This window comes from Nostocoides sp. F2B08 (genome assembly GCF_009184895.1).
GTDB lineage: Bacteria > Actinomycetota > Actinomycetes > Actinomycetales > Dermatophilaceae > F2B08.
The window spans coordinates 146013-169156 of record NZ_WESE01000005.1 but is presented as its reverse complement, the minus strand read 5'-3'; the positions used below and the strand labels follow the sequence as shown (position 1 = coordinate 169156).

22 protein-coding genes are annotated in these 23144 nt (G+C 71.2%); 5 read left to right on the top strand and 17 right to left on the bottom strand.

Annotation, left to right across the window (positions count from 1 at the left end):
• Positions 1-54: 54 nt before the first annotated feature.
• Positions 55-2292, top strand: a complete 2238-nt coding sequence (locus GA707_RS13345) for a DUF998 domain-containing protein (RefSeq protein ID WP_152178934.1) — start codon at positions 55-57, stop codon at positions 2290-2292.
• 23 nt (positions 2293-2315) lie between these two features.
• On the top strand, positions 2316-2570 hold the full coding sequence (locus tag GA707_RS13340) for an RNA-binding S4 domain-containing protein (RefSeq protein WP_152178933.1): 255 nt from the start codon (positions 2316-2318) through the stop codon (positions 2568-2570).
• Between the two features lie 153 nt (positions 2571-2723).
• Here the strand turns inward: GA707_RS13340 and groL are convergent, their stop codons facing one another.
• Together groL and groES are read right to left on the bottom strand one after the other, a co-directional pair.
• Complete coding sequence (gene groL / locus GA707_RS13335) at positions 2724-4343, bottom strand: chaperonin GroEL (RefSeq protein WP_152178932.1); 1620 nt, start codon at positions 4341-4343, stop codon at positions 2724-2726.
• 123 nt (positions 4344-4466) lie between these two features.
• On the bottom strand, positions 4467-4763 hold the full coding sequence (gene groES, locus GA707_RS13330) for a co-chaperone GroES (protein ID WP_152178931.1): 297 nt from the start codon (positions 4761-4763) through the stop codon (positions 4467-4469).
• 230 nt (positions 4764-4993) lie between these two features.
• Here groES and GA707_RS13325 point away from each other — a divergent pair, with 230 nt between their 5' ends.
• Complete coding sequence (locus GA707_RS13325) at positions 4994-6238, top strand: class I SAM-dependent methyltransferase (protein ID WP_152178930.1); 1245 nt, start codon at positions 4994-4996, stop codon at positions 6236-6238.
• A 96-nt stretch (positions 6239-6334) separates the two neighbouring features.
• Here the strand turns inward: GA707_RS13325 and ppgK are convergent, their stop codons facing one another.
• From ppgK to GA707_RS13310, 3 genes are read right to left on the bottom strand one after another with little or no spacing between them, the layout of a single operon-like run.
• Positions 6335-7120 (bottom strand): polyphosphate--glucose phosphotransferase, encoded by a 786-nt coding sequence (gene ppgK, locus GA707_RS13320; RefSeq protein ID WP_152178929.1) that lies wholly within the window; start codon positions 7118-7120, stop codon positions 6335-6337.
• Positions 7121-7156: 36 nt separating this feature from the next.
• Positions 7157-7993, bottom strand: a complete 837-nt coding sequence (locus tag GA707_RS13315; protein WP_152178928.1) for a ribokinase — start codon at positions 7991-7993, stop codon at positions 7157-7159.
• A complete protein-coding gene (locus tag GA707_RS13310) occupies positions 7993-8979 on the bottom strand; it encodes a nucleoside hydrolase (RefSeq protein WP_226963785.1) in 987 nt (328 codons plus the stop codon). The genes GA707_RS13315 and GA707_RS13310 overlap by 1 nt, the downstream gene beginning before the upstream one ends.
• 62 nt (positions 8980-9041) lie before the next feature.
• On the opposite strand from GA707_RS13310, the gene GA707_RS13305 reads away from it, so the two are divergent.
• A complete protein-coding gene (locus tag GA707_RS13305) occupies positions 9042-10298 on the top strand; it encodes a glycoside hydrolase family 3 N-terminal domain-containing protein (RefSeq protein WP_226963784.1) in 1257 nt (418 codons plus the stop codon).
• Between the two features lie 198 nt (positions 10299-10496).
• Here GA707_RS13305 and tsaD read toward each other — a convergent pair whose 3' ends face one another.
• The 12 genes from tsaD to GA707_RS13245 form a co-directional block, all read right to left on the bottom strand.
• Entirely contained in the window at positions 10497-11540 is a 1044-nt protein-coding gene (tsaD, locus tag GA707_RS13300; RefSeq protein ID WP_152178927.1) for a tRNA (adenosine(37)-N6)-threonylcarbamoyltransferase complex transferase subunit TsaD, read from the bottom strand.
• Positions 11533-12033 carry a ribosomal protein S18-alanine N-acetyltransferase gene (rimI, locus tag GA707_RS13295; RefSeq protein WP_152178926.1) on the bottom strand — a complete coding sequence of 167 codons (501 nt, stop codon included), beginning with the start codon at positions 12031-12033 and terminating at the stop codon, positions 11533-11535. The genes tsaD and rimI overlap by 8 nt, the downstream gene beginning before the upstream one ends.
• Entirely contained in the window at positions 12030-12719 is a 690-nt protein-coding gene (gene tsaB, locus GA707_RS13290) for a tRNA (adenosine(37)-N6)-threonylcarbamoyltransferase complex dimerization subunit type 1 TsaB (protein WP_370460043.1), read from the bottom strand. The genes rimI and tsaB overlap by 4 nt, the downstream gene beginning before the upstream one ends.
• A gap of 2 nt (positions 12720-12721) precedes the next feature.
• On the bottom strand, positions 12722-13219 hold the full coding sequence (tsaE, locus tag GA707_RS13285; RefSeq protein WP_152178924.1) for a tRNA (adenosine(37)-N6)-threonylcarbamoyltransferase complex ATPase subunit type 1 TsaE: 498 nt from the start codon (positions 13217-13219) through the stop codon (positions 12722-12724).
• The gene (locus GA707_RS13280; RefSeq protein ID WP_152178923.1) at positions 13216-14283 is read right to left on the bottom strand and encodes an alpha/beta fold hydrolase; all 1068 of its coding nucleotides are present in this window, start codon (positions 14281-14283) and stop codon (positions 13216-13218) included. The genes tsaE and GA707_RS13280 overlap by 4 nt, the downstream gene beginning before the upstream one ends.
• Positions 14280-15455: an alanine racemase gene (gene alr, locus GA707_RS13275; protein WP_152178922.1), complete on the bottom strand. Its 1176-nt coding sequence runs from the start codon at positions 15453-15455 to the stop codon at positions 14280-14282. Before alr ends, GA707_RS13280 begins: the two co-directional genes overlap by 4 nt.
• 22 nt (positions 15456-15477) lie before the next feature.
• A complete protein-coding gene (locus tag GA707_RS13270) occupies positions 15478-16284 on the bottom strand; it encodes an SDR family NAD(P)-dependent oxidoreductase (RefSeq protein ID WP_152178921.1) in 807 nt (268 codons plus the stop codon).
• A 20-nt stretch (positions 16285-16304) separates the two neighbouring features.
• Positions 16305-17885: an MBL fold metallo-hydrolase RNA specificity domain-containing protein gene (locus tag GA707_RS13265; protein WP_152178920.1), complete on the bottom strand. Its 1581-nt coding sequence runs from the start codon at positions 17883-17885 to the stop codon at positions 16305-16307.
• A gap of 56 nt (positions 17886-17941) precedes the next feature.
• Positions 17942-18316, bottom strand: coding sequence for a hypothetical protein (locus tag GA707_RS13260; RefSeq protein WP_152178919.1), 375 nt, complete (start codon positions 18314-18316; stop codon positions 17942-17944).
• A gap of 135 nt (positions 18317-18451) precedes the next feature.
• Positions 18452-19732 (bottom strand): adenylate/guanylate cyclase domain-containing protein, encoded by a 1281-nt coding sequence (locus GA707_RS13255; protein WP_152178918.1) that lies wholly within the window; start codon positions 19730-19732, stop codon positions 18452-18454.
• Positions 19733-19903: 171 nt separating this feature from the next.
• Positions 19904-20551, bottom strand: coding sequence for a response regulator transcription factor (locus tag GA707_RS13250; RefSeq protein WP_152178917.1), 648 nt, complete (start codon positions 20549-20551; stop codon positions 19904-19906).
• Complete coding sequence (locus tag GA707_RS13245; RefSeq protein WP_152178916.1) at positions 20539-22092, bottom strand: histidine kinase; 1554 nt, start codon at positions 22090-22092, stop codon at positions 20539-20541. Before GA707_RS13245 ends, GA707_RS13250 begins: the two co-directional genes overlap by 13 nt.
• A 122-nt stretch (positions 22093-22214) precedes the next feature.
• On the opposite strand from GA707_RS13245, the gene GA707_RS13240 reads away from it, so the two are divergent.
• Positions 22215-23102: an alpha/beta fold hydrolase gene (locus tag GA707_RS13240; protein WP_152178915.1), complete on the top strand. Its 888-nt coding sequence runs from the start codon at positions 22215-22217 to the stop codon at positions 23100-23102.
• Positions 23103-23144 lie beyond the last annotated feature (42 nt).

The window sequence follows — 23144 nt, the reverse complement described above, 5'->3', positions numbered from 1 at the left end:
CCCGACCGGCCCGGTCGACCGAGGTCGAGGCGACCCACGCATACAGTTGCCGTGATGACCGACGCCACGCAGCAGTCGCGGGGATACCCGCGTGCCGCCCTGCTGTCCTCGACGGCGGCGGCGCTGTTCCTCATCGGGGGCTGGACCCTCGCGCAGTCGGTCCAGCGGCCGGACTTCGACACGGTGCGCGAGTCGATCAGCGCTCTCGCCGCGATCGCCACGCCCAACCGCTGGGTCATGACGACCGCTCTGGTCCTCACCGGCCTCATGCACGTGGTCACCGCCGGGTGCCTTCCCGGTATGCGGTGGCAGGGTCGCGCGGTCCTCGCCGGGGCCGGCGTCGCGACCGTGGGGGTCGCAGCCCTCCCCCTGCCCGCCCGGGGTGAGGGCTCGGTCGTGCACACCGTCGTCGCGGCGCTCGCGTTCGTGCTGCTCGCGGTCTGGCCCTGGTTCGGAACGCATGACCGGGCCGAAGGGCTGCTCCGGCCGCAGGTCGCCTGCCCTGCGAGCATCGTCCTCCTCGTGGCGGTCGCGTCCCTGACGGCCACCCTCGCGCTGCCTGCGGGAGTGTTCGGGCTGCACGAGCGGCTCGTCGCCGCGGCTCTCGTGCTCTGGCCGGCAGCGACGGCGGCCGTGGCGTGGTGGCGGGCCGGCTGGCCCATCGGGGCGCCGCACAGCAAGCACGTCCTCTCAACCGTCGCGTTCACGGTCATCGCGCTGCTCGGCGGGGTCATCGCGACGAACCTCGCGCCGGTCACCGCGCAGACGCAGTACTACCAGGCGACCGTGTCGCTCTCGCCGGACCCGCGGGAGGCGACGAACATCCTCGTGCCGACCGTCTTCGGCGACATCACGCTCAACTTCCGCGGGCTGGCCCCGGGCATCGTCGCCTCCCCCCAGATCCGACAGGAGATCACCGAGGCGCTGGCCCGACCGGGGATGAGCGCGAGCAGCCTGCAGCCCTCGAGCGAGGAGCTGGCCCAGGCCATCCGCTCCACGGCGATCCAGATCGGCATCCGCTTCCTCGCCGGTGCCGTCGTCGCGATGGTGCTCATGCTCATCGCCTATGCCCTCGTCCGGCATCGCCGGCCACGGCGGTGGCTGGTGGCCTCGGCCACGACGGCTGCTCTCGCCGCGACGGCGATGGCGGCGATCTCGATGCAGCGGACCTACCGCGTGGACCGGGAGCCCACCTTCGCGACCACAGGCGTGCTCACCGCCGTTCAGTCGAACCTCGGGATCTTCGGCGATGTCGAGGAGCGGTCGGCGCAGGTGGCGCCGTACCTGCGCAACCTGATCGTGCTCTCGGAGGCCCTGCAGGAGAAGTACACCGAGACGGCGGTCGAACGCGACGTCGCGCTGCGTGTCCTGCTCGTCGCGGACGTACACGCCTCGAACCTCTATCCCCTCATGCGCAGCATCGTCGAGGAGGAGGAGATCGACCTCGTCGTCGACGCCGGTGACATCGTGAACTTCGGGTCCCCGGCCGAGCTGGACGCCTCCGACATCCGGGAGGGGATCGCCTCCCTCGAGGTGCCCTATGTCTTCGTCCGGGGCAACCACGACGCCCGCTCCGAGCTCGACTACGGCGTCGTCGACGCCATCGCCTCGGTGCCGAACGCCTACGTCCTGCAGCCCTCCCCGGACCGCTATACCGAGCTGGAGATCGGCGGTCTGCGGATCGCGGGATTCAACGACCCGCGGTGGTTCGGCGACAGCGGCTCCGGGTCGGCCGAGAAACAGCAGCCCGCCCGAGATCGGTTCATCGCCGCCTTCGAGGGCCGTGAGCCCGTCGATCTCCTGGTCAGCCACGAGCCGTGGGCGGTCCTCGACGTGCCCGACGTCGGGGTCGCGGTGAACGGGCACATGCACAGCCAGGCGCTCGAGGGGAACCGCATCCAGGCCGGGAGCTTCACCGGGGGCGGCCCGTTCGCCCACTTCACCGAGCAGGCGCCGGGTGAGGAGCTCACCGGCCAGCCCTTCGCCTTCGACGTCCTCGCGTTCGACACCGACTGCCGGCTGGCCACCCTCACGCGGTACCAGTACCAGAACCTCATCCGGGGCCGTCCCGCGTACGACGACATCACGCTCGTCAACGGCTCGCGGATCGACACCCGTCCGGTGGACGAGGAGAGTCCGCGTGAGTGCAGTGCGGCGACGCGGATCACGCAGCGCACTGTCGAGGCGGCTGATGCGGAGGACGGGTCGGACGGCGCGGCACCGACGGGCGCTGCCTCACCGACCGGCGCTGCCTCCCCGGCGGTCGCCCCGGCCCCCTCACCTTCGCCGTGAGTGACGTTTGGGAACATGACCCCATGGAGCACTCCAGGGGTGAGCACCGCATACCGGACGACCGACCGGTCGAGATCCCGATCCGGGACGAGATGATCCGGCTCGGTCAGCTGCTCAAGCTCACCGGGATCGTCGAGGACGGCGGCGAGGCACGGGAGGCGATCGAGCGTGGCGAGGTGACGGTCGACGGGGTCGTCGAGACCCGCCGTGGTCGTCAGCTGCACCCCGGTGACGTCGTCGAGTACGCCCGGCAGCGGTTCGTCGTCACCAGCCGCTGAAGCCGTGTTTGGTGCGCTGCACCGAGTCAGGTGCACTACGGCACACCTGACTCAGTGCGACTGACCAAACACGGGAGGGGCAGCCCTGGGAACGCGAGTGCCGCGCGCCCCGTGAGGGACGCGCGGCACCGGCGCTGTTGGGGAGAGTCAGCCTCAGTGGCCGTGCCCGTGCCCGTGGCCACCCGCGGCGGCCGCCGGCTCCTCCTCGGGCTTCTCGACGACGAGGGTGTCGGTGGTGAGCACCATCGACGCGATCGACTCGGCGTTGCGCAGCGCCGACCGGGTCACCTTGACCGGGTCGATGACGCCGGCCTTGACCAGGTCCTCGTACTCGCCGGTCGCGGCGTTCAGGCCCTGACCCGGCTCGAGGTCCTTGACCTTGGCGACGGCGACGTAGCCCTGCATGCCGGCGTTCTCGGCGATCCAGCGCAGCGGCTCGGCCGCGGCCTTCTCGACGATCCGGGCGCCGACGAGCTCGTCACCCTCGAGGCCGAGCCCTTCGATGACCTTGACGGCCTGGATGAGAGCGGAGCCGCCACCGGCGACGATGCCCTCCTCGATTGCCGCGCGGGTCGCCGAGATGGCGTCCTCGATGCGGTGCTTCTTCTCCTTGAGCTCGACCTCGGTGTGCGCGCCGACCTTGATGACGCAGACGCCGCCGGCGAGCTTGGCGAGCCGCTCCTGGAGCTTCTCGCGGTCCCAGTCGGAGTCGGTCTTCTCGATCGTGGCCTTGAGCTCGCGCACACGCGCCTCGACGTCCTCGTGCGACCCGTGGCCGTCGATGATCGTCGTGTTGTCCTTGGTCACGACGACGCGGCGGGCCTGCCCGAGCAGCTCGAGACCGGCGGCCTCCAGCTTGAGGCCGACCTCCTCGGCGATGACCTGACCGCCGGTGAGGATCGCCATGTCCTGCAGCATCGCCTTGCGACGGTCGCCGAAGCCCGGGGCCTTGACGGCGACGACGTTGAAGGTGCCGCGGATCTTGTTGACGACGAGGGTCGAGAGCGCCTCACCGTCGACGTCCTCGGCGATGACGACGAGGGGCTTGCCGGACTGGACGACCTTCTCGAGCACCGGCAGGACGTCGGCGATGGCCGAGATCTTGCCCTGGTTGATGAGGATGTAGGCGTCCTCGAGGACGGCCTCCATGCGCTCGGCGTCGGTGATGAAGTACGGGGAGATGTAGCCCTTGTCGAACTGCATGCCCTCGGTGAACTCGAGCTCGGTCGACGCGGTCGAGGACTCCTCGACGGTGATGACGCCGTCCTTGCCGACCTTGTCGAACGCGTCGGCGATGATGTGGCCGATCTCGGGGTCCTGCGCGGACAGCGCCGCCACGGAGGCGATCTCGTCCTTGGTCTCGATGTCGCGGGCGGTCTCGAGCAGCTTGTCGGAGACCGCGGTGACCGCCTTGTCCATGCCGCGCTTCAGGCCGGACGGAGCGGCGCCGGCGGCGACGTTGCGCAGACCTTCCTTGACCATCGCCTGGGCGAGGACCGTCGCGGTCGTCGTCCCGTCACCGGCGATGTCGTTGGTCTTGGTCGCGACCTCCTTGGCGAGCTGGGCGCCGAGGTTCTCGTAGGGGTCCTCGAGCTCCACCTCGCGGGCGATGGTCACGCCGTCGTTGGTGATCGTCGGGGCGCCCCACTTCTTGTCGATGACGACGTTGCGGCCCTTGGGGCCGAGCGTCACCTTGACGGCGTTCGCGAGCTGGTCCACACCACGCTCGAGCGCCTTGCGGGCGGAGTCGTTGAACTCCAGTTCCTTTGCCATTGCTGTCCTTTACGTCAGTGCGTCAGTACGTCGGGTGCGTGCCGCTCGCTGCGGGAGGAGGTATGCGGTGCGCGGCTCAGGCGAGGCGCGCACCGCATACCCACTCGGCTGGGTGCGGCCTGGTCAGCCGACGATCGCGAGGACGTCGCGGGAGGAGAGGATGAGGAACTCCTCGCCACCGTGCTTGACCTCGGTGCCGCCGTACTTGCTGTAGATGACGCGGTCGCCGACCTTGATGTCCATGGGGACGCGCTCGTCGCCGTCCTCGTTCCAGCGGCCCGGGCCGACCGCGACGACCTCGCCCTCCTGGGGCTTCTCCTTCGCGGTGTCCGGGATGACGAGGCCGGACGCGGTGGTCTGCTCGGCCTCGAGGGACTTGACGACGATCCTGTCGTCGAGCGGCTTGATGGAAACCGACATGGTTTCTTGCTCCTCCCCTTCACGGGTGAAGTCGATCTGGACGGAATTCACGACCGTGCCGCCGCCTTCTGGGCCCCGCCGTCGCGGGGGTCGAGGCCGTGGGCTCTGGCACGGAGGTTGGCACTCGCACGAGTCGAGTGCCAAGGATGAATCTAGGTCGCTGGTTAGCACTCGGTCAAGCCGAGTGCCAGGGTGAGATCAGGGCCGTGCTCGTGCGAGGATCTGGCGCTATGGATGTGGCGACGGTGCGGTGGCTGGCGTCACCGCAGGGTTTCGCCGCGCTCCGCTCCCTTCCGCCCTACGACCCCGCGACCGAGTTGGCCGAGCAGACCCGGCTGCGGCGGGACGGGTTCAGCCCGGAACAGACCGCCGCCCTGCTCACCCAGGCCAGGCTCCGGCTGCGCGCGCGGGACAAGTTCGGCGAGTTCGCCGACGGCATGCTGTTCACGTCCGACGGTCTCGAACAGGCCTCCCGGCTCGAGGTGGCCGCCCAGCACGCGGAGCGGTATGCGCGGGCCAGCCTGGCCACGGTCCATGACCTCGGGTGCGGGATCGGGGCCGACGCGATGGCACTGTCGGTGCTCGGCGTGACGGTCGCCGCGATCGACGCCGACCCGGTCACCGCGCGGGTCGCCGACGCCAACCTGAGGCCCTGGCCGGACTCGCGTGCCCGGCACGGCTTCGCGGAGGACTTCGAGCCGCCGGCCGACCCGGTGCTCGATCGGGTCGGGGTGTGGATGGACCCGGCACGGCGGACGCCGGGTGTGGCAGATCTGTCGGGTCGCACGCGACGGGTGTTCCGGCTCGACGAGATGGCCCCCTCGTGGGACTACGTCCTCGAGGTCGCGCGTGTCGTGCCTGCGACCGGCGTCAAGCTCAGTCCGTCCTTCCCGCACGGCGACCAGCCGCCGGCCACCGAGGCGCAGTGGGTGAGCCTCGACGGGGACCTGCTCGAGTGCGTCGTCTGGTTCGGACCGCTCGTGCGCCGGCGGGGCCGCACGGCACTCGTGCTGTCCTCGTCACCCGACAGTGGTCCGGTCCGGGTCGACGCGTCGATGGCCGGCGAGGTGCCCGCCCGCTCACCACGGCTTGGAGAGCTCGGACCGTGGCTGTACGAGCCGGACCACGCCGTCACGCGGGCGGGGCTGCTCGGGGCGGTGACGGTGCGCACCGACGGGCTCGAGCTCGAGCCGGGGCTCGGCTATGTGAGCGCCGACCGACACGTCGACCTGCCGTTCGCACGGCGCTATGCCGTGAGCGAGGCGATGCCGTTCAACGTCAAGTCGTTGCGGTCGTGGCTGCGCGCCCGCGGAATCACCGGCGTCACGATCAAGAAGCGCGGCATCCGGCTCGACGAGGACCGGCTTCGCCGGGACCTGCGGATCACCCGCAAGGCCGGCGACGGGGCGCAGGCGACGATCGTGCTCACCCGGGTCAGCGGGCAGCCGTCCGTGCTCGTCGTGACGCCGGACTGACGAGCTCAACGGCTTACCCCGCGACGGACGGTTCAGCGGTGGCTATCCGACCCGATGACCACCGCCGCGCCGTCCCTCGCGCGGTCGGTGCGCCGCTCAGCCGACCTTCTTGCCCGCGGCGTAGTCGGCGGCGACGGCGGCGGCGCCGACGATGCCGGCGTTGTTGCGCAGCTCGGCGGGGACGATGGGCGTCCGCAGCCGGAGCAGCGGCAGGAACTTGTCGGACTTGCGCGAGACCCCGCCGCCCACGACGAAGAGGTCGGGCCACAGGAGGTTCTCGACGTACTCGTAGTACGGCTGGAGCCGCCCGGTCGCCCACTCCTCGTAGCTGAGGTCCTCGCGGTCCTTGGCGCTGCTCGCTGCCCGGGCCTCGGCCTTCTCGCCGTTCATGATGAGGTGCCCCAGCTCGGCGTTGGGGATGAGCACCCCGTCATAGACCAGGCCGGCGCCGATGCCCGTGCCGAGCGTCGTGACGATGACCAGGCCGTCGCGACCACGCGCCGCGCCGTAGCGCGACTCGGCGACGGCGGCGGCGTCGGCGTCGTTGATGAGGTGGACGGGCCGGCCGATGAGCTGCTCGAAATGGGTGTCCCCGTCGTAGTCCACCCACTCCTGGTCGATGTTGCCGACGAACCGGACGACCCCGCGCTGCACGACGCCGGGCACGGTGATGCCGATCGGCGCGTCCTCGGGGATGTCATCGGCGAAGAACTCCGCGATCTGCGCGACCACCTCGCCGATGGCCCGGGGCGTCGACGGCTGCGGCGTTTCGATCTTGTGCCGGTCCAGCAGCATCTCCCCCTTGTCGAGGTCGACGGGAGCCCCCTTGACCCCCGAGCCGCCGATGTCGATACCGAGTGCGATGCGCTGCGCCTTTGCCATCCCCCTATCTCATCAGATCCCGCCACCCGGTGCGGGTCAGACCAGGTGCGGGTCGGGCTGGGCACCGTGGTGCTGGACGGCGGCCGCACCGGCGGCGAGCGCCGCATCCATCGCGGTCGCCCGGTCCGCGCCGGAGGCGAGCGCGGCCGCGAGCGCCCCGCAGAAAGCATCTCCCGCGCCGGTCGTGTCGCGCACCCGATGGGTGGGCACGGTATGCGCGGGGTACTCGACCCCGTCCCAGCTCGCCCCGTGTGCGCCGAAGGTCACGAGCAGGGACGCCGGCACGCCTCCCGCGTCGGCGAGAGCGGCCGCCTCGTGCTCGTTGGCGACGAGCGGGTCGGCGAGGGCGACGACGTCCGGCGGCAGGGACGCGAACGGCGCGACGTTGACGACCACCCGAGCGCCGCGCTCGTGCGCCAGCCGGACGGCGGCAGCCACGACCGGGAGCGGGATCTCGAGCTGGAGGAGCACCACGTCACCCGGCCCGCACGCGTGCACCGGCCCCAGGTCCGACTCGGACACCCGGCCGTTGGCACCGGGCACGACGACGATCGTGTTCTCGCCGTCCTCGTCGACGACGATGAGCGCGTGCCCCGTCGGCTCCGAGTCGTCGACGAGGACGCCCGAGACGTCCACTCCGGTGCGCTCCAGCCGCGTCCGGTACAGCGAGCCGCCCTCGTCGGCGCCGACCCGGCCGACCATGAGCACCTCGCCCGACCCGGCACGTGCCGCCGCCATCGCCTGGTTGGCGCCCTTGCCCCCCGCATACCGGTCCAGACCTGAGCCGATCACCGTCTCGCCGGGGCGGGGGTGGACCTCGACCGAGGTGACGAGGTCGACGTTGAGGGAGCCGACGACGACGACCCGGCCCATCAGCGCCGGCCCGCCGCGGAGGCGAGGGTCTCGCGCCAGAGCCGCGCGTAACCCTCGGCGTCGACGTCGAGCCCGACGTCGACCCGGGTCAGCGCCTGGCCATGCGGGTCGTGGGCGAGGTCGCCGGTCCAGTCCCGGCGGTCGACGACAGTGCGGCCGCGCGACCAGCTCCCGCCGAGCTCGACCCGCACCGGGAGCGGCTCGGTCCGCAGTCCCTGGGGGTCGATCACCGCGCACACAGCGCCGGCATCGCCGATCGTGCCGCCGTCCGCTCCGAACCGTTCGCACTGGAAGGCGATCAGCCGCCCCCCGAGCCCCGCCGGTCCGGTCGGGTCGAGGGCGACGAGCTCCTCGGCCTCGGTCCGGGTGACCACCGGGCTGTAGAAGACGTCGAGGCCGTACATCCGCAGGGCGACGTCGAGGTCGGTGCACGCGTCGATGACGACCGCCGCTGACTCGGGGTCGTGGAAGACGTTGAACTCCGCCGAGGCGGTGGCGTTGCCCACGTGCGCCGCGCCGCCCATGAAGCAGATCTCCGCGATCCCGGCCGCCACGTCGGGATAGGTGCGCAGCAACAGGGCGATGTTCGTCAGCGGCGCGAGCGGGACGACGGTGACCCGCTCCCCCGCCCGGGCAGCGGCGCGCAGGACGTCGCGCAGCAGCTCCACGGCGTGCCGGGTTTCGGGTGCCCGCGGTGAGCGCGGCCAGCCGAGATCGCCCATGCCGTCGTCGCCGTGGACGTGTCGGGCGTCGTGCGGCTCGGCGAGCAGCGGCCGGTCCGCGCCCGCGGCGACCGGAACGTCGTCCCGGCCGGCGGTGTGCAGGACGGCGAGGGTGTTGCTCACGACCTGGGGCAGCGGCGCGTTGCCGCCGACGCAGGTGACGGCGCGCAGGTCGAGCCCGGGATGCAGGGCGGCGAGGAGGATGGCACAGGCGTCGTCGACCCCCGTGTCGACGTCGAGGACGATGGGTCGCGCAGCGCTCACCCGCCCAGCCTATGCGGGCCGGATTTCCCGCGGTCGTCCTGCGCCGGTTAGCGTCGTGACCCGTGCAGAACATCCCGTATGCGGTGGCCGCCCGCGTCTCGAAGCATCGCCGTGTGGCCGCACTCGCCTGCCTCAGCGCGCTCGCGCTGACCGCGTGCGGCGGGTCGGACGCCTCCGACTCCGAGGAGAACGGCGCGACAGCCGCCGCGACGACGGAGGCGACACCGACGACGAGCGCACCGACGACCGAGGTGCCGGAGCAGACCTGCGTGAGCACCGCATACGAGGCGCTGTCGGAGGACCAACGGCTCGGGCAACTGCTCATGATCGGCTTCGACACCAATGCGCCGCTGGAGTCGCTCGACGACGAGATCACCGACGGCCACGTCGGCAACGTCATCTACCTCGGCGGCTGGGAGGGCTTCGACAAGGTTCGCTCGACGTCCGAGCACCTCGAGGGTCTCGTCTCGGATGCGTCGACCGGCGGGGTCGGCCTGATCATCGCCGCCGACCAGGAGGGCGGGATCGTCCACCAGCTGCGCGGCGAGGGCTTCACGCGGCCGCCGCGCGCGCTCGACCAAGCGCAGCAGAGCCCGGCCGAGCTCACCGAGGCTGCGGCCGGCTGGGGTGAGGAGATCGCGTCGGCCGGGGTCAACCTCAACCTCGCGCCCGTGGCCGACACCGTTCCCGAGGAGATCGGCACGGCGAACGAGCCGATCGGGCGCTGGGGACGGCAGTTCGGCTCGGACCCGGAGGTCGTCGGGGAGTACGTCGCGGCGTTCCTCGACGGGATGTCGCAGGCCGGGGTCGAGGGGATCGTCAAGCACTTCCCGGGGCTCGGTCGGGTGACGGGAAACACCGACTTCACCGCCGAGGGGATCGAGGACACCGTCGCGACGGTCGAGGACCCGTTCCTCGAGCCGTTCGTCGCCGGGATGGACGCCGGGGCCTCGATGGTGATGATGTCGTCGGCCCTCTATCCCAACATCGACCCGGAGAACCAGGCGCTGTACTCCTCGGCCGTCGTGACCGACCTGCTGCGCGACCGGCTCGGCTGGGACGGCGTCGTCATCACCGACGACGTCAACGCGGCCGCGCTGTCCGACATCCCGGCGGGTGAGCGCGCCGTGCGGTTCATCGGCGCTGGTGGCGACATCGTCCTCAACGGCGACCCGAACGCGACCGGCGAGATGCTCGATGCGATCCGTGCGGAGATGGCGGCCGACCCCGCGTTCGCCGAGCAGGTCGAGGCGTCGGTGACTCGGGTGCTCACCCTCAAGGACGAGATGGGCCTCCTCCCCTGCTCCGCCGCCTCCTGATGCAATAGGAACACCGGGAGCGTCCGGAATCGACACAGGAGGAACGGGGGCGCCACGAGCTCGCCTGTGGTGCCGACCGAGGGCAACACACCCCGCCCGACACCACACGCAAGCGGCGACGTCGTTCGAGCAGCGGAAAACTCGACGGACCGGTGCGAAATCTCGCACCGAACTGGGAGTTTCGCACCAAACGCGCGGTCAGGCGGAGATCTCGGTCACCGGCATCGACGAGTCTGCCGAGAGCCCGAGATCCGAGGGCGTCCGGCCGCGCAGCACCATCTGGGCCCCGAGCGCCGCGACCATCGCGCCGTTGTCCGTGCACAGCCCCGGCCTCGGCACCCGCAGCTCGACACCCGCCGCGTCGCAGCGTTCCTGAGCCAGCGCGCGCAGCCGCGAGTTGGCCGCGACCCCGCCGCCGATCTGCAGGTGCCCCACCCCTTCGGCGCGGCATGCCGCCACCGCCTTGCGGGTGAGCACGTCGACGACCGCCTCCTGGAACGACGCCGCGACATCGGCCACCGGCACCGGCTCACCGGCCCGCTGACGCAGCTCGACCCACCGGGCCACGGCGGTCTTCAGCCCCGAGAACGAGAAGTCGAAGCGGTGTCGTTCGAGATCCCGGCCCGTCGTCAGCCCTCGCGGGAAGTCGATCGTGACCTGCCCCTCCCGGGCGGCGCGGTCGATGTGCGGCCCGCCGGGGAACGGCAGCCCGAGGACGCGCGCCACCTTGTCGAACGCCTCGCCCGCCGCATCGTCGATGGTCGACCCGAGGCTGCTGATCTCGTTCGTGACATCGGGCACGAGGAGCAGTGAGGAGTGCCCGCCGGAGACGAGCAGCGCCATCGTCGGCTCGGGCAGCGGGCCGTGCTCGACGATGTCGACGGCCACGTGCGAGGCGAGATGGTTGACCCCGAACAACGGCACCCCGAGGCCGACCGCCAGCGACTTGGCCGCCGCCACGCCGACCATGAGCGCCCCCGCCAGTCCCGGTCCTGAGGTCACGGCCACCGCGTCGACCTCACGCAGCGACACCCCCGCTGTCGTGCAGGCCCGCTCGATCGTCGGGATCATCGCCTCGAGATGCGCCCGGCTCGCGACCTCGGGCACGACCCCGCCGAAGCGCGCGTGCTCGTCGACACTGCTCGCGATCGCGTCGACGAGGAGCGTCTCGCCGCGCACGATCCCGACCCCGGTCTCGTCGCACGACGTCTCGATCCCGAGCACCAGCGGCCGGTCAGCCATTCGTGTCACCCACTCCATCGCGTTCGTCGCGGAGCCGAAGCCGCATGACGAGTGCATCGACATCGCCCGGCTGGTAGTAACGCCGCCGCACCGTGACCACCTCGAAGCCGGCCCGCGCATACAGCGCCTTGGCCCCCGCGTTGTCGTCCCGCACCTCGAGCAGGAGGTATGCGGCGCCCGCCTCACGCGCCCGGCTCGCCATCAGGGCGAGCAGCTCCCCGCCGAGACCGCGGCCCTGCGCCTCCGGGGCGACTGCGATGGTCATGACATCGGCGACCTCGCCCGCGAGGTCGAGGCCGGCGTAGCCGACAAGCTCGCCGTCGCTCTCGAGTGCGACGTAGTCGCGGCGCGGCCGGGCCGCGAGCTCGGCCCACCACGTGGGCGCGCTCCAGGCGTCGTCGGCGAAGAGGCGACCCTCGAGCTCGACGAGCCTCGGGATGTCGGCCCAGGACAGTGCCCGGCCGACGACGTGGTCGGTGACACTGGGGCTCATCGCCGGTCACCTCGGACCTCGGTCAACGTCGACTTCGACGAGGAGGTCGGCTGGGCGTCCGGCCGCCGCAGATAGAGGGCGTCGACGCCGACCTCGACCCCGTGGGCGATCTGCCGGAGCGCGACCTCGGCCAGCGCGACGGCGCTGACGTCGAGCGGTGTCACCGGGGACGCGAACACGTCGGGATAGAGCAGCGGTCCGCGTCCTGCGGTGGCCAGCCCGCGCATACCGTCCGCGACATCGGCCGGGTGCAGGACGGCCGGGTCGCTCAGTCGAGCGGGGTGACCGGCCGTCACGGTGTACCGCGACCAGTAGACCTCCTTGCGCCGCGCGTCGGTCGCGACGGCGAACTCCGCTGTGCCGTCGACCGATCCGCTGCGGACCGCCTCCTCCGCGAGGGCGTCGAGCGAGACCACGCCGTGGCACGGCACACCGACCGTGTAGGCCAGGACCCGGGCGGTCACGAGACCGACCCGCAGCCCGGTGAACGGTCCCGGGCCCACGCCCACGGCGATGTCGGTGAGATCGGCCGGTCGCAGGCCGGCCGACTCGAGCGCATCCTGAACCAGGGGCGCGAGGTGCTCGGTGTGCGCTCGGGCGTCGAGCACGGACCGCTCCGCGAGCACCTGCTCGCCGTCGTGCACGGCGACCGTGATCGCCGAGGTCGAGGTGTCCAGCGCGAGCATGATCACCGCCGCCTCACCTCCCCCGAGTCGCCGAGCGCGGCCAGCGACTCGCGCGCGGCATCCGACGTCCACCGTGCGCCGCGAGCGAGCACGGTTGCGGTCCGGACGGACTCGCCGTCGAGGACGATCTCGAGGGCATCCTCGGACAGGTCCTCTGCGATGCCGTGACCCCACTCGACGACCGTCACGGCACGATCGAGGTCGGCGTCCAGGTCGAGGTCGTCGAGCTCGTCGAGCCCGCCGAGGCGGTAGGCGTCGACGTGCACCAGGACCGGTCCTCCTCCCAGCGAGGGGTGCACGCGTGCGATGACGAAGGTCGGTGACGTGATCGGACCCCGCACCCCTACCCCCTCGGCGATGCCCTGGGTCAGCGTCGTCTTGCCGGCTCCCAGCACGCCGGTGAGGATGACGAGGTCACCAGCGCGCAGCAGGGCGCCCAGCCGCGCCCCCCAGGATCGGGTCGCCTCGGCGTCGACGAGTGGTGGGCTCTGCAGGGTCACCCGGCAGACCTCGTCGCCAGGTCGATGAGCTCGAGGATCTCGCGGCTCACGAGCTCGGGGTGCTCGAGCATCACCATGTGCCCGGCGTCGGCGACGATCACGTGCTCCGACCCGGGGATGGAGTCGGCGATCCGCCGACCGTGCTGGAGTGGGGTGAGCCGGTCGTCGTGAGCGGTGATGACGACCGAGGGAACGGCTCCCCAGACCTTGAGCGCATCGCGCCGGTCGTGCTCGTTGAACGTGGCGATGAAGGCCCCGATCGTCAGGAAGGACGTCTCGAAGGCCAGGTCGCCCGTGAACCGGACGAGGGTCTGCGACACCGGCGACGCGAAAGAGTAGTGCTCGACGAAGTAGTCCTCGAGATCGCGGCCGACCCTGCGCAGCGAGCGCAGCAGGCGCTCCTGTCGGCTCAGTCCGTCCAGCGCACCCGGTCCGTAGCGCTCGATGAGTCGGCCGACGAGGGCGCCGTAGCCGAGCGAGATGAGGTGGCCCTCCCCGCCCGCGCTCGTCGCCATGAAGCAGACGCCGACGATGCGGCTCGCGATGAGCTCGGGGAACAGGTCGCCGAAGGCCATCAGCGTCATCCCGCCCATGGAGTGGCCGACGAGGACCAGGGGGGCTCCCGGGGCGATCTGGTCGACCACCTCGTCGAGCACCAGACGCAGGTCGCGGGCCAGCTGCTCGATGGTCGCGCCCTCCATGCTGCTGTGCCCGGATCGCCCGTGCCCGCGGTGGTCGTAGCTGACGACGCGGTACCCGGCCTCGGTCAGTGCTCGTCGCTGGAAGACCCAGGCCCGCGAGGACACCGTGAACCCGTGCACGAGCACGACGACCGGCGCGTCGGCTCGAGCCTGCTCCGGCTCGTCGATCTCGACGTGCAGAGTGACGCCGTCGTCGGTCCGCACGGCGGTCTCGCGGTCGGGCGTGTGCTCCAGGTTGCCGGTGAGCGCACGCCGGGAGACGGCGATCCGCTCGCGTCGGGCCTGGCGGACGGTGTGGACGGCGGCCGCGCCGCCCGCGACGGCGGCTCCGGCCGCCAGGCCGGCAACGGTGCGCTTGGTCATGCTCCCTCTCCCAGATAGGTCCGCGGGGCGCGCGGCGCCATGCGGGTGACGATCTCGTAGTTGATGGTCCCGGTGACGGCTGCCCAGTCCTGTGCGGTCGGCTCGTCGTCCGCGCCTCGTCCGACGACGACGACCTCGTCGCCGGCCGAGCCCCCGAAGTCCGGGCCCAGGTCGACGACGATCTGGTCCATGCACACCCGTCCCGTCACGGTCGACCGTCCGGCACCCTGCACCCGGACCGGGCCGAGATTCCCCGCCGCCCGAGGGATCCCGTCGGCATAACCCATCGGCACCAGACCGACGACGGTGTCCTCAGGGGCGGTCCACGTGTGGCCGTAGGACACGCCCTGCCCGGCGCGGATCCGCTTGACGAGCGAGAGCCGGGCGGTCACCCGCATCGCCTCGCGCAGGCCGAAGTCCTGCGGGGCGCCGAGGTCGGGCACGGGCGAGAGACCGTAGACGGCGAGGCCGGGTCGGACCATGTCGAGATGGGCCGACGGGTTGGTCAGGGTCGCAGCCGAGTTGGCGATGTGGTGCAGAGGGGCGCGCAGGCCGGCGCGGCCGGCGACGGCCACCGCCTCCGCGAAGACCTCCTGCTGGCCGCGCACGGTGGGGTGGTCGGGGGCATCCGCGTAGACGAAGTGCGTCCAGATGCCTCGCACCTCGACCGCGCCGTCGGCCATACCCGCGGCGACCGAAGCGACGAGGTCGTGCCACGCGCTCGCCTCGCCGTCGAGCAGCGCACCCCCTCGCGCCAGCCCGGTGTCGACCTTGAGCTGGATGGGCGCCGTCGCTCCGGTCCGTGCGGCGGCGGCGATGACGTCATCGAGCTGCCAGCGGCTCGAGACGGTCACCTCGATGCCGCGGTCGATCGCGCCCGCGACGTCGGCTCCGGGGGCGTAGAGCCAGGTCAGCATGGGGGCGTCGATGCCGGCGTCGCGCGCCCGGACGGCCTCCTCGAGCTGGGCCACGCCGAGAGCGGCCGCACCGCCGCGCAGCGCCGCCCGGGCGGAGGGGAGGAGACCGTGCCCGTAGGCGTCGGCCTTGACGACGGCCATCACGGAGGCCGACCCCGCCCGCTCGCGCAGCGCCGCGACGTTGGCGGCGATGGCGTCGAGGTCCACCTGCACCGTGAACGACGTCGCGGAGGAGGCGTGGGGGTCGCTGGTCATGGCGCGCTCAAGTCTAGGCGGGTCACCGGAGGTGGCTGGCACCGTTGAAGTCGAGCACCGCACCGGAGGCCCACTCCGCGCGCGGGTCGGCGAGCGCGACGATCGCGTCGGCGACCTCCTCGGGTCGGGCGACCCGGTCGAACGGGCTCTGCGCCCGGGTGGCCGCCGCGCGGTCGCCGGCCAGCGCATACCCCGCCATGTCCGTCTCGATGAACCCGGGTGCGATGGTCGTCACCGCGATCCCGTGCGGCGCGAGCCGCACCGCCATCGACTGGCCGAAGGCATGCAGCCCCGCCTTGCTCGCGCCGTAGGCGGGGATGTCCGGCTCACCGCGGTGGGCGCCCCGGCTGCCCACGTTGACGATGCGCCCGGCGGGGACGCCGTCGGCGGGCGGGGTGTCGATCATGTGTCGGGCGACCTGCCAGACGAGGTTGGCCGGACCGAGGAGGTTCGCCGCGATCGTCCGCTGCCAGATATCGACCCACTCGTCGTATGCGGTGCTCTCGAGGGGATGGTCACCGCGCCGGCCGCCTCCCTCCCAGGGAGCGGCGAGCATCGCGGCGTTGTTGACGAGGACGTCGACGCGGCCGAGCACCTCCACCGCCTCGGACGCGAGTCGCTCGACGTCGGCGGGGTCGGCCAGGTCTGCCTGGGCGAGCCCGTGTCCGTCGCCCGGCAGGTTCGCCACCACTCGGGCAGCTGCCTCCTCGCTCGCCAGGTAGTGGACGACCACGCGGTCGCCCATGGCGGCGAAGGCATGTGCGACGGCTGCGCCGACGCCGCGGGAGGAGCCCGTGACGAGGACTCCGCGGGAGGGGTGACGTGTCATGGCGGACAGCCTGTCACGGGCTACCGACGCAGACGGATCCGGATGCTGCCCTCGAGGACGAGCGAGCCGTCGGGCTCCTCGTGCGGTCGCAGGTCTGCCTCGACGTGGGCGCCGGTGACGGTCACGCCGTCGAGAGTGACCGGGATCGTGTCCGGCCCGGCGCGGACCTCGGTCCACTCGGTCGCCGCCGCGGCTGCCGTGACGTCGACCCGTTCGGCACGCGCGTCGGCGGGTTCGACGACGACGACCTCGCCGTGCGTGGGCACGACGGCATGGAGCCCGAGCTCGGACTCGATCCGGTCTGCGAGCGCGACTGCGGCCTCGGGCTCACCGTGGGTGCAGAACACCGTCGCGGGGGGCGGGTCGAGCTCACGCAGCCACTCGACCAGTCCGGGCCCGTCGGCGTGCACCGAGAACTCCTCGTCGCGGACGATCTCGGCCTTGACCCCGACGTAACGCCCGTGCATCTTCAGCCGGGTCGCGCCCTCGAGGAGTGCCCGGCCACGCGTCCCGGCCGCCTGGTAGCCGGTCAGGACGATGGCGTTGCGCGGATCCGGAAGCATCCGCTCGAGGTGGTGCAGGACCCGCCCGCCGGTCGCCATACCCGAGGAGCTGATGATGATGCTCGGCTCGAGCCGGCCCGACGTCAGCTCGCGCGACTCGTCGGCCGTCGTCACCTCCCGCAGGTCACGGCGGATGTCCGAGAGGTCGAGGTCGGCCCGCATCTCGTCGCCGGCGCGGGTGTAGACGTCGAGGGCCTTGGCGGCCATGGGTGAGTTGACGTAGACCGGCGTCCGGGGGATGCGACCGTTGCGGCGCATGTCGGACAGCGCCTGGAGGACGATCTCGGTGCGGTCCACTGCGAACGCGGGGACGAGGACCGACCCGCCCCGGTCGACCGCTCGCCGGATCGCATCGGCGAGCGCCTCGTGCGGCAGGTTGACCGGCCTCGGGTGCTCGCGGTCTCCGTAGGTCGACTCGACGACGACGAGATCTGCGCCCTCGGGCGTCTCCCGTGGGCGCAGGACGGGGTGGTCGACGCGGCCCAGGTCGCCGGAGAAGAGCACCGACCCGTCGGGGGTCTGAACGCGCACCGACGCGGCTCCGAGGATGTGTCCGGCACGGGTCCACCGAGCGGAGATGCCGTCCCCGAGATCGAGGTCGCGGTCGTAGTCGACCTCGGTCAGCTGCGGCAGGGCCTTCTCGACGTCGGCCGAGTCATAGAGCGGCTTGGGGTTGGCGTGTTTGGACCAGCCTCCGAGGCGGGCCTCCTCGGCGTCGCGCTCCTGAAGGAAGCCGGCATCGCGCAGGACGATCCGGGCCAGGTCGATGGTGTATGCGGTGCACCAGACCGGCCCGGAGAACCCGCTCTTCGTGAGCACGGGTAGGTAGCCGACGTGGTCCATGTGGGCGTGGGTGAGCAGGACGTCCGTGATCGTGTCCGGAGGCACCGGGAAGTCCGCCCAGTTGCGCCGCCGCAGTTCCTTCTCCCCCTGGAACATCCCCGCGTCGACGAGGATCCGTCGCTCGCCCACGGTGAGGAGGTACTTCGACCCCGTCACCGCTCCGGTCGCGCCGAGGAAGGTCAGCGTCGTCGCCATGCCTCACTCTCCCATAGCGGGATTCGGGAGGATCGGAGCCCGGGCGGAAACAGGCTTCACTCCAGACCGAAGATCAGCGCCAACAGGTACTGGCCGGCATTGAGCAGGACGAAGCCCAGTGTCACGGCGAGGAGAACCCACGCCGGGACCCGGCCGCGGGTGTCACCGGCCGCGGCCGCCCGTCGTGCGAAGAACGCTGACACCAGGGCAGGCACCGCGAAGAGAACCATGGCCGGCACCGAGGCGACGAGGACGGCCCAGAACGGCGGGACCGTGACCTCATCGGCCGGATAGCCGAGGAGCGAGACGATCCCCTCGCCGACGAGGAAAGCGCCGATGAACGCGAACGGGACGAGAACCATCGACAGCCAGGCCTTGCGGACATCACCGGATGCCGTCGACGACGGGCTGTCGGACCGAGTGGTGGTCATGACGCACCTCCGAGCGCGACGGGCCCGGAGCACCCGGGCTCCACGTCCAACCTAGCGTGGCCACCGCATACCGGCGTTCGGGCGTCTGCCACGTCACACCGGCGCGCTGCTGGGGGAAGGCGAGCACGGCTGGAGTCAGCCTGCGTCGTCGGTCGACCCAGGACGGGCCACCAGGTATGTCGCCATCGTCCCATGTCCCTTAAGTTCCACCTGGCCGCGTGCGGTGGCCTGCACGACGTCGCGGACACGCGACCAGGTGGCCTCGCTGACGTGGAGGGCGCCGGGCACGCCATGTGACTCCAGCCGGCTGGCCACGTTGACCGTGTCACCCCACAGGTCATAGCTGAACTTGTGCGTGCCGACCACGCCGGCGACGACAGGGCCGGTGTGGATGCCGATCCGTAGGGCGAGCGGCAGACCCAGGTCGGCCGCCACCCGGTCGACGTAGTCGAGGAGATCACCCCCCAGCGCAACGACCCGGCCGGGATGGTCGGTGGACGGCTCCGGCACGCCACCTACGACCATGTAGGCGTCGCCGATGGTCTTGATCTTCTCCACCCCGTGCCGCTCGGCCCGCTCGTCGAATCCCGTGAAGAGCCGGTCGAGCAGGTCTCGAGTCGCGCGCGGCTCCAACCGGTTGGCGAGCTGGGTGAACCCCACGAGGTCCGCGAACAGCACGGTCGCGTCGTCGAACCAGTCGGCGATGCTCGTCTCACCGGCTCGCAGCCGCTCGGCGATCTTGGCCGGCAGAACGTTGAGCAGCAGCCGTTCCGACGTGGCGTGCGCCTCGGCCAGGGCGACGGCCTGGCGTTCGATGAACCGGCGCTGGGCGAAGACGGCGCGCGCCCCCTGCTCGAGGAGGTAGGTGGCCGCGAGTCCGACGCCGATGGCTGCTGCGACCAGGAAGAGCTGGAGGATTGCTGTCGGGGTGGGGTCCGCCGCCACGACGACGGCGAAGCCGACCAGGTACGTGCCCGCCGCCACGAACGCGAGCAGGAAGCGCAGTCGGATGACGACGAAGGCGAAGATGGCGACGAGCAGGATCGCCGGGGCGGCCAGGGAGCGGTCCACCCCCTCCGTCTGGGAGAGGACGAGCACCGCCAGACCGGCCGACCCGTTGAGCGTGAGCCCGATGACCTGTTGTCGCTCGAGCGTCGTCGCCCATCGGGTCGCGAGATACCCCGCCATGTTGAGCGCCGCCATACCGGCGCAGACGACGGTCACCGTCACTGTGTCGACGCGCAGCGCCACCGGGAGCAGCACCATCCCGGACACCCACAGGGCGAAGCCTGCGAGGACGCCCAGCCGAAGCTGCGGCAGACCAGATCTGGCGACCTCCGACCGGTAGTCGGCTTCCAGCGCCGGGTCCGGGAACTCGAGACGGAGCCGGCTTCGGGCTCCGCCGATGGCTGCCACGAAGGCAGCCTACGCCGCAGGGAGAAGGTGTGGCCCCCGGAAGAGGAACCTGAGCTGGGACGCGAGACGCCCCAAGGGATGAGCCTGGGGATGCGAACATGGCGTCGACTCGTTGACGTCGATCCCGATCCGTCCGGCTCCGAGGACGAGCCGGCTGCGGCCTCGCAGCAGTCAGCGCTGCTGGAGGAAGGCGAGGACGGCCAGCACCCGTCTGTTGACGTCCGGGCCGACCGCGAGGTCGAGCTTGCGGAACAGCCCCGCGCAAGCCGCCTCGACCGTACGCTCACCCAGCCCGAGCTCGCTGGCGATGCCCGCATTGGACCTCCCCTCGGCCATGAGGAGGAGGACGCTGCGTTCTCGCGGGCTGAGGCGGTGGAGCGCCGAGTCGGGCCCGGCGGCGCGGACGATCCGCGTCACGATCGTCGGATCGATGACGCACTCTCCCTCCCTGACGCGTCTGAGAGCGTCGACGAGCACGGCCACGTCTGCGACACGCTCCTTCAGCAGGTATCCCAGACCGACCGGCTGGTCGGTGAAGAGCCGCATGGCGTACACCGGCTCCACGTGCTGGCTGAGGACGAGGACAGCCGTCTCCGGATACTGTCGACGGAGCCGCTGCGCTGCGACGAGCCCTTCGTCGGTCTGGGTCGGCGGCATACGGATGTCGACGATGGCCACGTCCGGGCGTTCGAGCGCGACCAGGCGCATCAACTCCGGAACATCCGCGGCCTCTCCCACCGTCTCCACATCGTGGTCTGCCAGCAACCGGGCGATCCCGGACCGGACGAGCATCACGTCATCGGCGATCACGACCCGCACGGCAGCACCGCCTCCACGCTGACCACGGCATCGCGATCGAGGACATCGACTACGCCGCCCACCGCCCCGACGCGGTCCGTCACCGCGTCGATCGCGGCGGAGACGGACGGTGTTCGCGGACCGGACAGGAGGACACTCAGGACGAGCGTTCTGCCCGACGTGCGGATCCCGACGTGAGCCCCGGACGCATCGGGTGAGCTCTCGATGAGCCTGGCGATGACGGCGTAGGCCGTCGTCGCCACCGGTAGGGACAGACCATCGAGTGGTCCGGAGACGTCCAAAGTCATCGCGGTGCGACCCTCGAGTTCCTGCAGGGCCAGTCCGAGACCCTCACTCTGGAGTGATCGGGGGAACAGGCCCTGACAGATGCCACGTAGGCCACTGAGTGCCTTCGAGGTGTGTGCGTCCGCCTCGAGCAGCCGGTCAGCCTCGGTCGGCGCAACGGCCGATCGCGCCAGCGCCAACTGCAGCCGGACCGAGACGAGGTGCTGCTGGACACCGTCGTGCAGGTCCCGCTCCACCGTGCGACGTTCCTCGTCTCCCCGGGCGACGATGCGCGCTCTCGAGGTCTCCACCTCCCGCTCCTCGGCACGGAGGAGCGCGTTCTGCCAGGCAATGCTCAGCAGGAGGCGGAGTCTTGCATCCTGTCGGCCGCCGACGCCCCCCGTCGGCACCGAGCGGACGCCCGTCAGGCGAACCCAGTCGCGACCGCGGTCGTCTGGGATGACGACCATGTCGAGTCGATCCGGGTCATCGTCGACCGACAGCCCGGCGGTGTCGACCCACCCACCCGACGGTCGCGCGAAGTGAGCTGAGCGGACGACCTCCGCCGTCCCTTCGACGTCGGCCAGCCGTGCGGCGACACGCACCAGCCGTGCCCGTACGATCCGGAGTCGCAGCAGATGCGCTCCGGTGCTCCCCGCGGTGACGAGGACAGGGAGGGCGAGGATTGAAGCTCGGCCCGGCGTCACCACGGTCAGACCCCATTCCGTCGCGCGGGCGACGGAGAGGACCATCACGAGGACCAGTGCGCTCAAGGCACCGCGCTCAGGCGTCGGCGGCAGGTCCGCGCGTCTGACCACCGCCATGCCCGCTGCTGCGGCAACGGCGACAAGACCGCAGATGAGGTCCACGACCACGGCCATGGGGAGGAGGTCGAGGACCGGCCCGATGGGCGGGGAGCAGCCGCGACTGCACAGAGGGTCGGCGAACGACGAGTAGGCGGTGACCATGAGGACACCGGCGCCCGTCGTCGCAGCCAGGACGAGCCAGCCCGGGGTGAGACCAGGCCCGTCCTGCCAGGACAGGGCGTGGTGGACGAGCAGGGCGGGGACGAGCACGAACGCCGCCAGTGCCGGACGGTCGAGGACAGGGGAGCTCGATGGACTGCTCGCGAGGAGGGGCAGCAGCGCGGCGGCGAGTGCGCCGACGAGCGTTGTCCCTGCAACCGGTCTCCCCACACCGACGCAGGCGAGCGCGACGACGACGGCGGCGCCTGCCGAGAGCCAGCAGAGGAGTAGCCCGATCGCAGTCCCCGTCATAACGAGATTGTGCCGCCACCACCGTGTTTCCCGCAGCAACCAGCGTGCTGACCCGGTGGTCTCCAACTCCGGCCCGCGCGACCGTTGAGCCACCAGCACGCTCAGACTCGAAGGAGTTCGACATGTCCATCCGATCCAGAGGCCGCACAGTCCGTTCGGCGCTCGCGGCCCTTCTCATCACTCCCGTCGTCGCCGTAGTGCTGACGCCGAGCCTCCCCGCAGCCGCCACCGACTCGCCGCCGTCCGCGGCTGAGACAACCGTGGTCGAGGGTCGGTTCGATGTCGGCGGTCACCGACTGCACCTGAGCTGCACCGGAACCGGTTCACCGACCGTTCTGTACCTCCACGGAGCGATCTGGGACGACTGGGTCATCCCGCACGTGAACGCGTTCCAGATCCGGGACCTGCTGGACGAGGACATGCGGGTATGCCTGTACGACCGACGCAACACGGGGCTCAGCGACACCGTCGATGCGATCCAGAAGCCCAAGGACGCGATCCGCGACCTCGACCGCCTTCTCACGGCCGCCGGCATCAAGCCTCCCTATGTGCTCCTCGGCGCCTCATTCGGAGGGCTCTTCGCGTATCGCTACGCCAACGAGCACCCCGAGGACGTCTCCGGGATGGTGCTGCTGGACGCCATGTTCCCGGACGAGCTGTCCCTGGAGCCGCTCTGGCCGCGCGAGGACCGGTTCCAGTCGTTCCACGCGGAGGACCAGTGCTGCACGCTGGAGCGCCTCAGTCATTGGAAGATGATGCAGGAGACCCAACGGTTCATCGGTAGGGAGCCGCGCATACCCGTCATCTACCTCACAGCCGCCCAGGACCCTCGCAACACGACCGGGATCCCTGAGTACGACGCCGTCATCCTCGATGTGCTCAGCGCGTACGTGCATCGGTTCGCCCCCGGGAGTGAAGTTCGCGACGTCGACTCACCGCACTTCATGGAGCCTGTGGTTCCTGACGAGATCGCCGACGCTGTTCGCGACGTCGTCGCCCTCGCTCCCTAGCCAGAGAGCACCAGTGACCGTCACACTCGACATGAGGAGGAT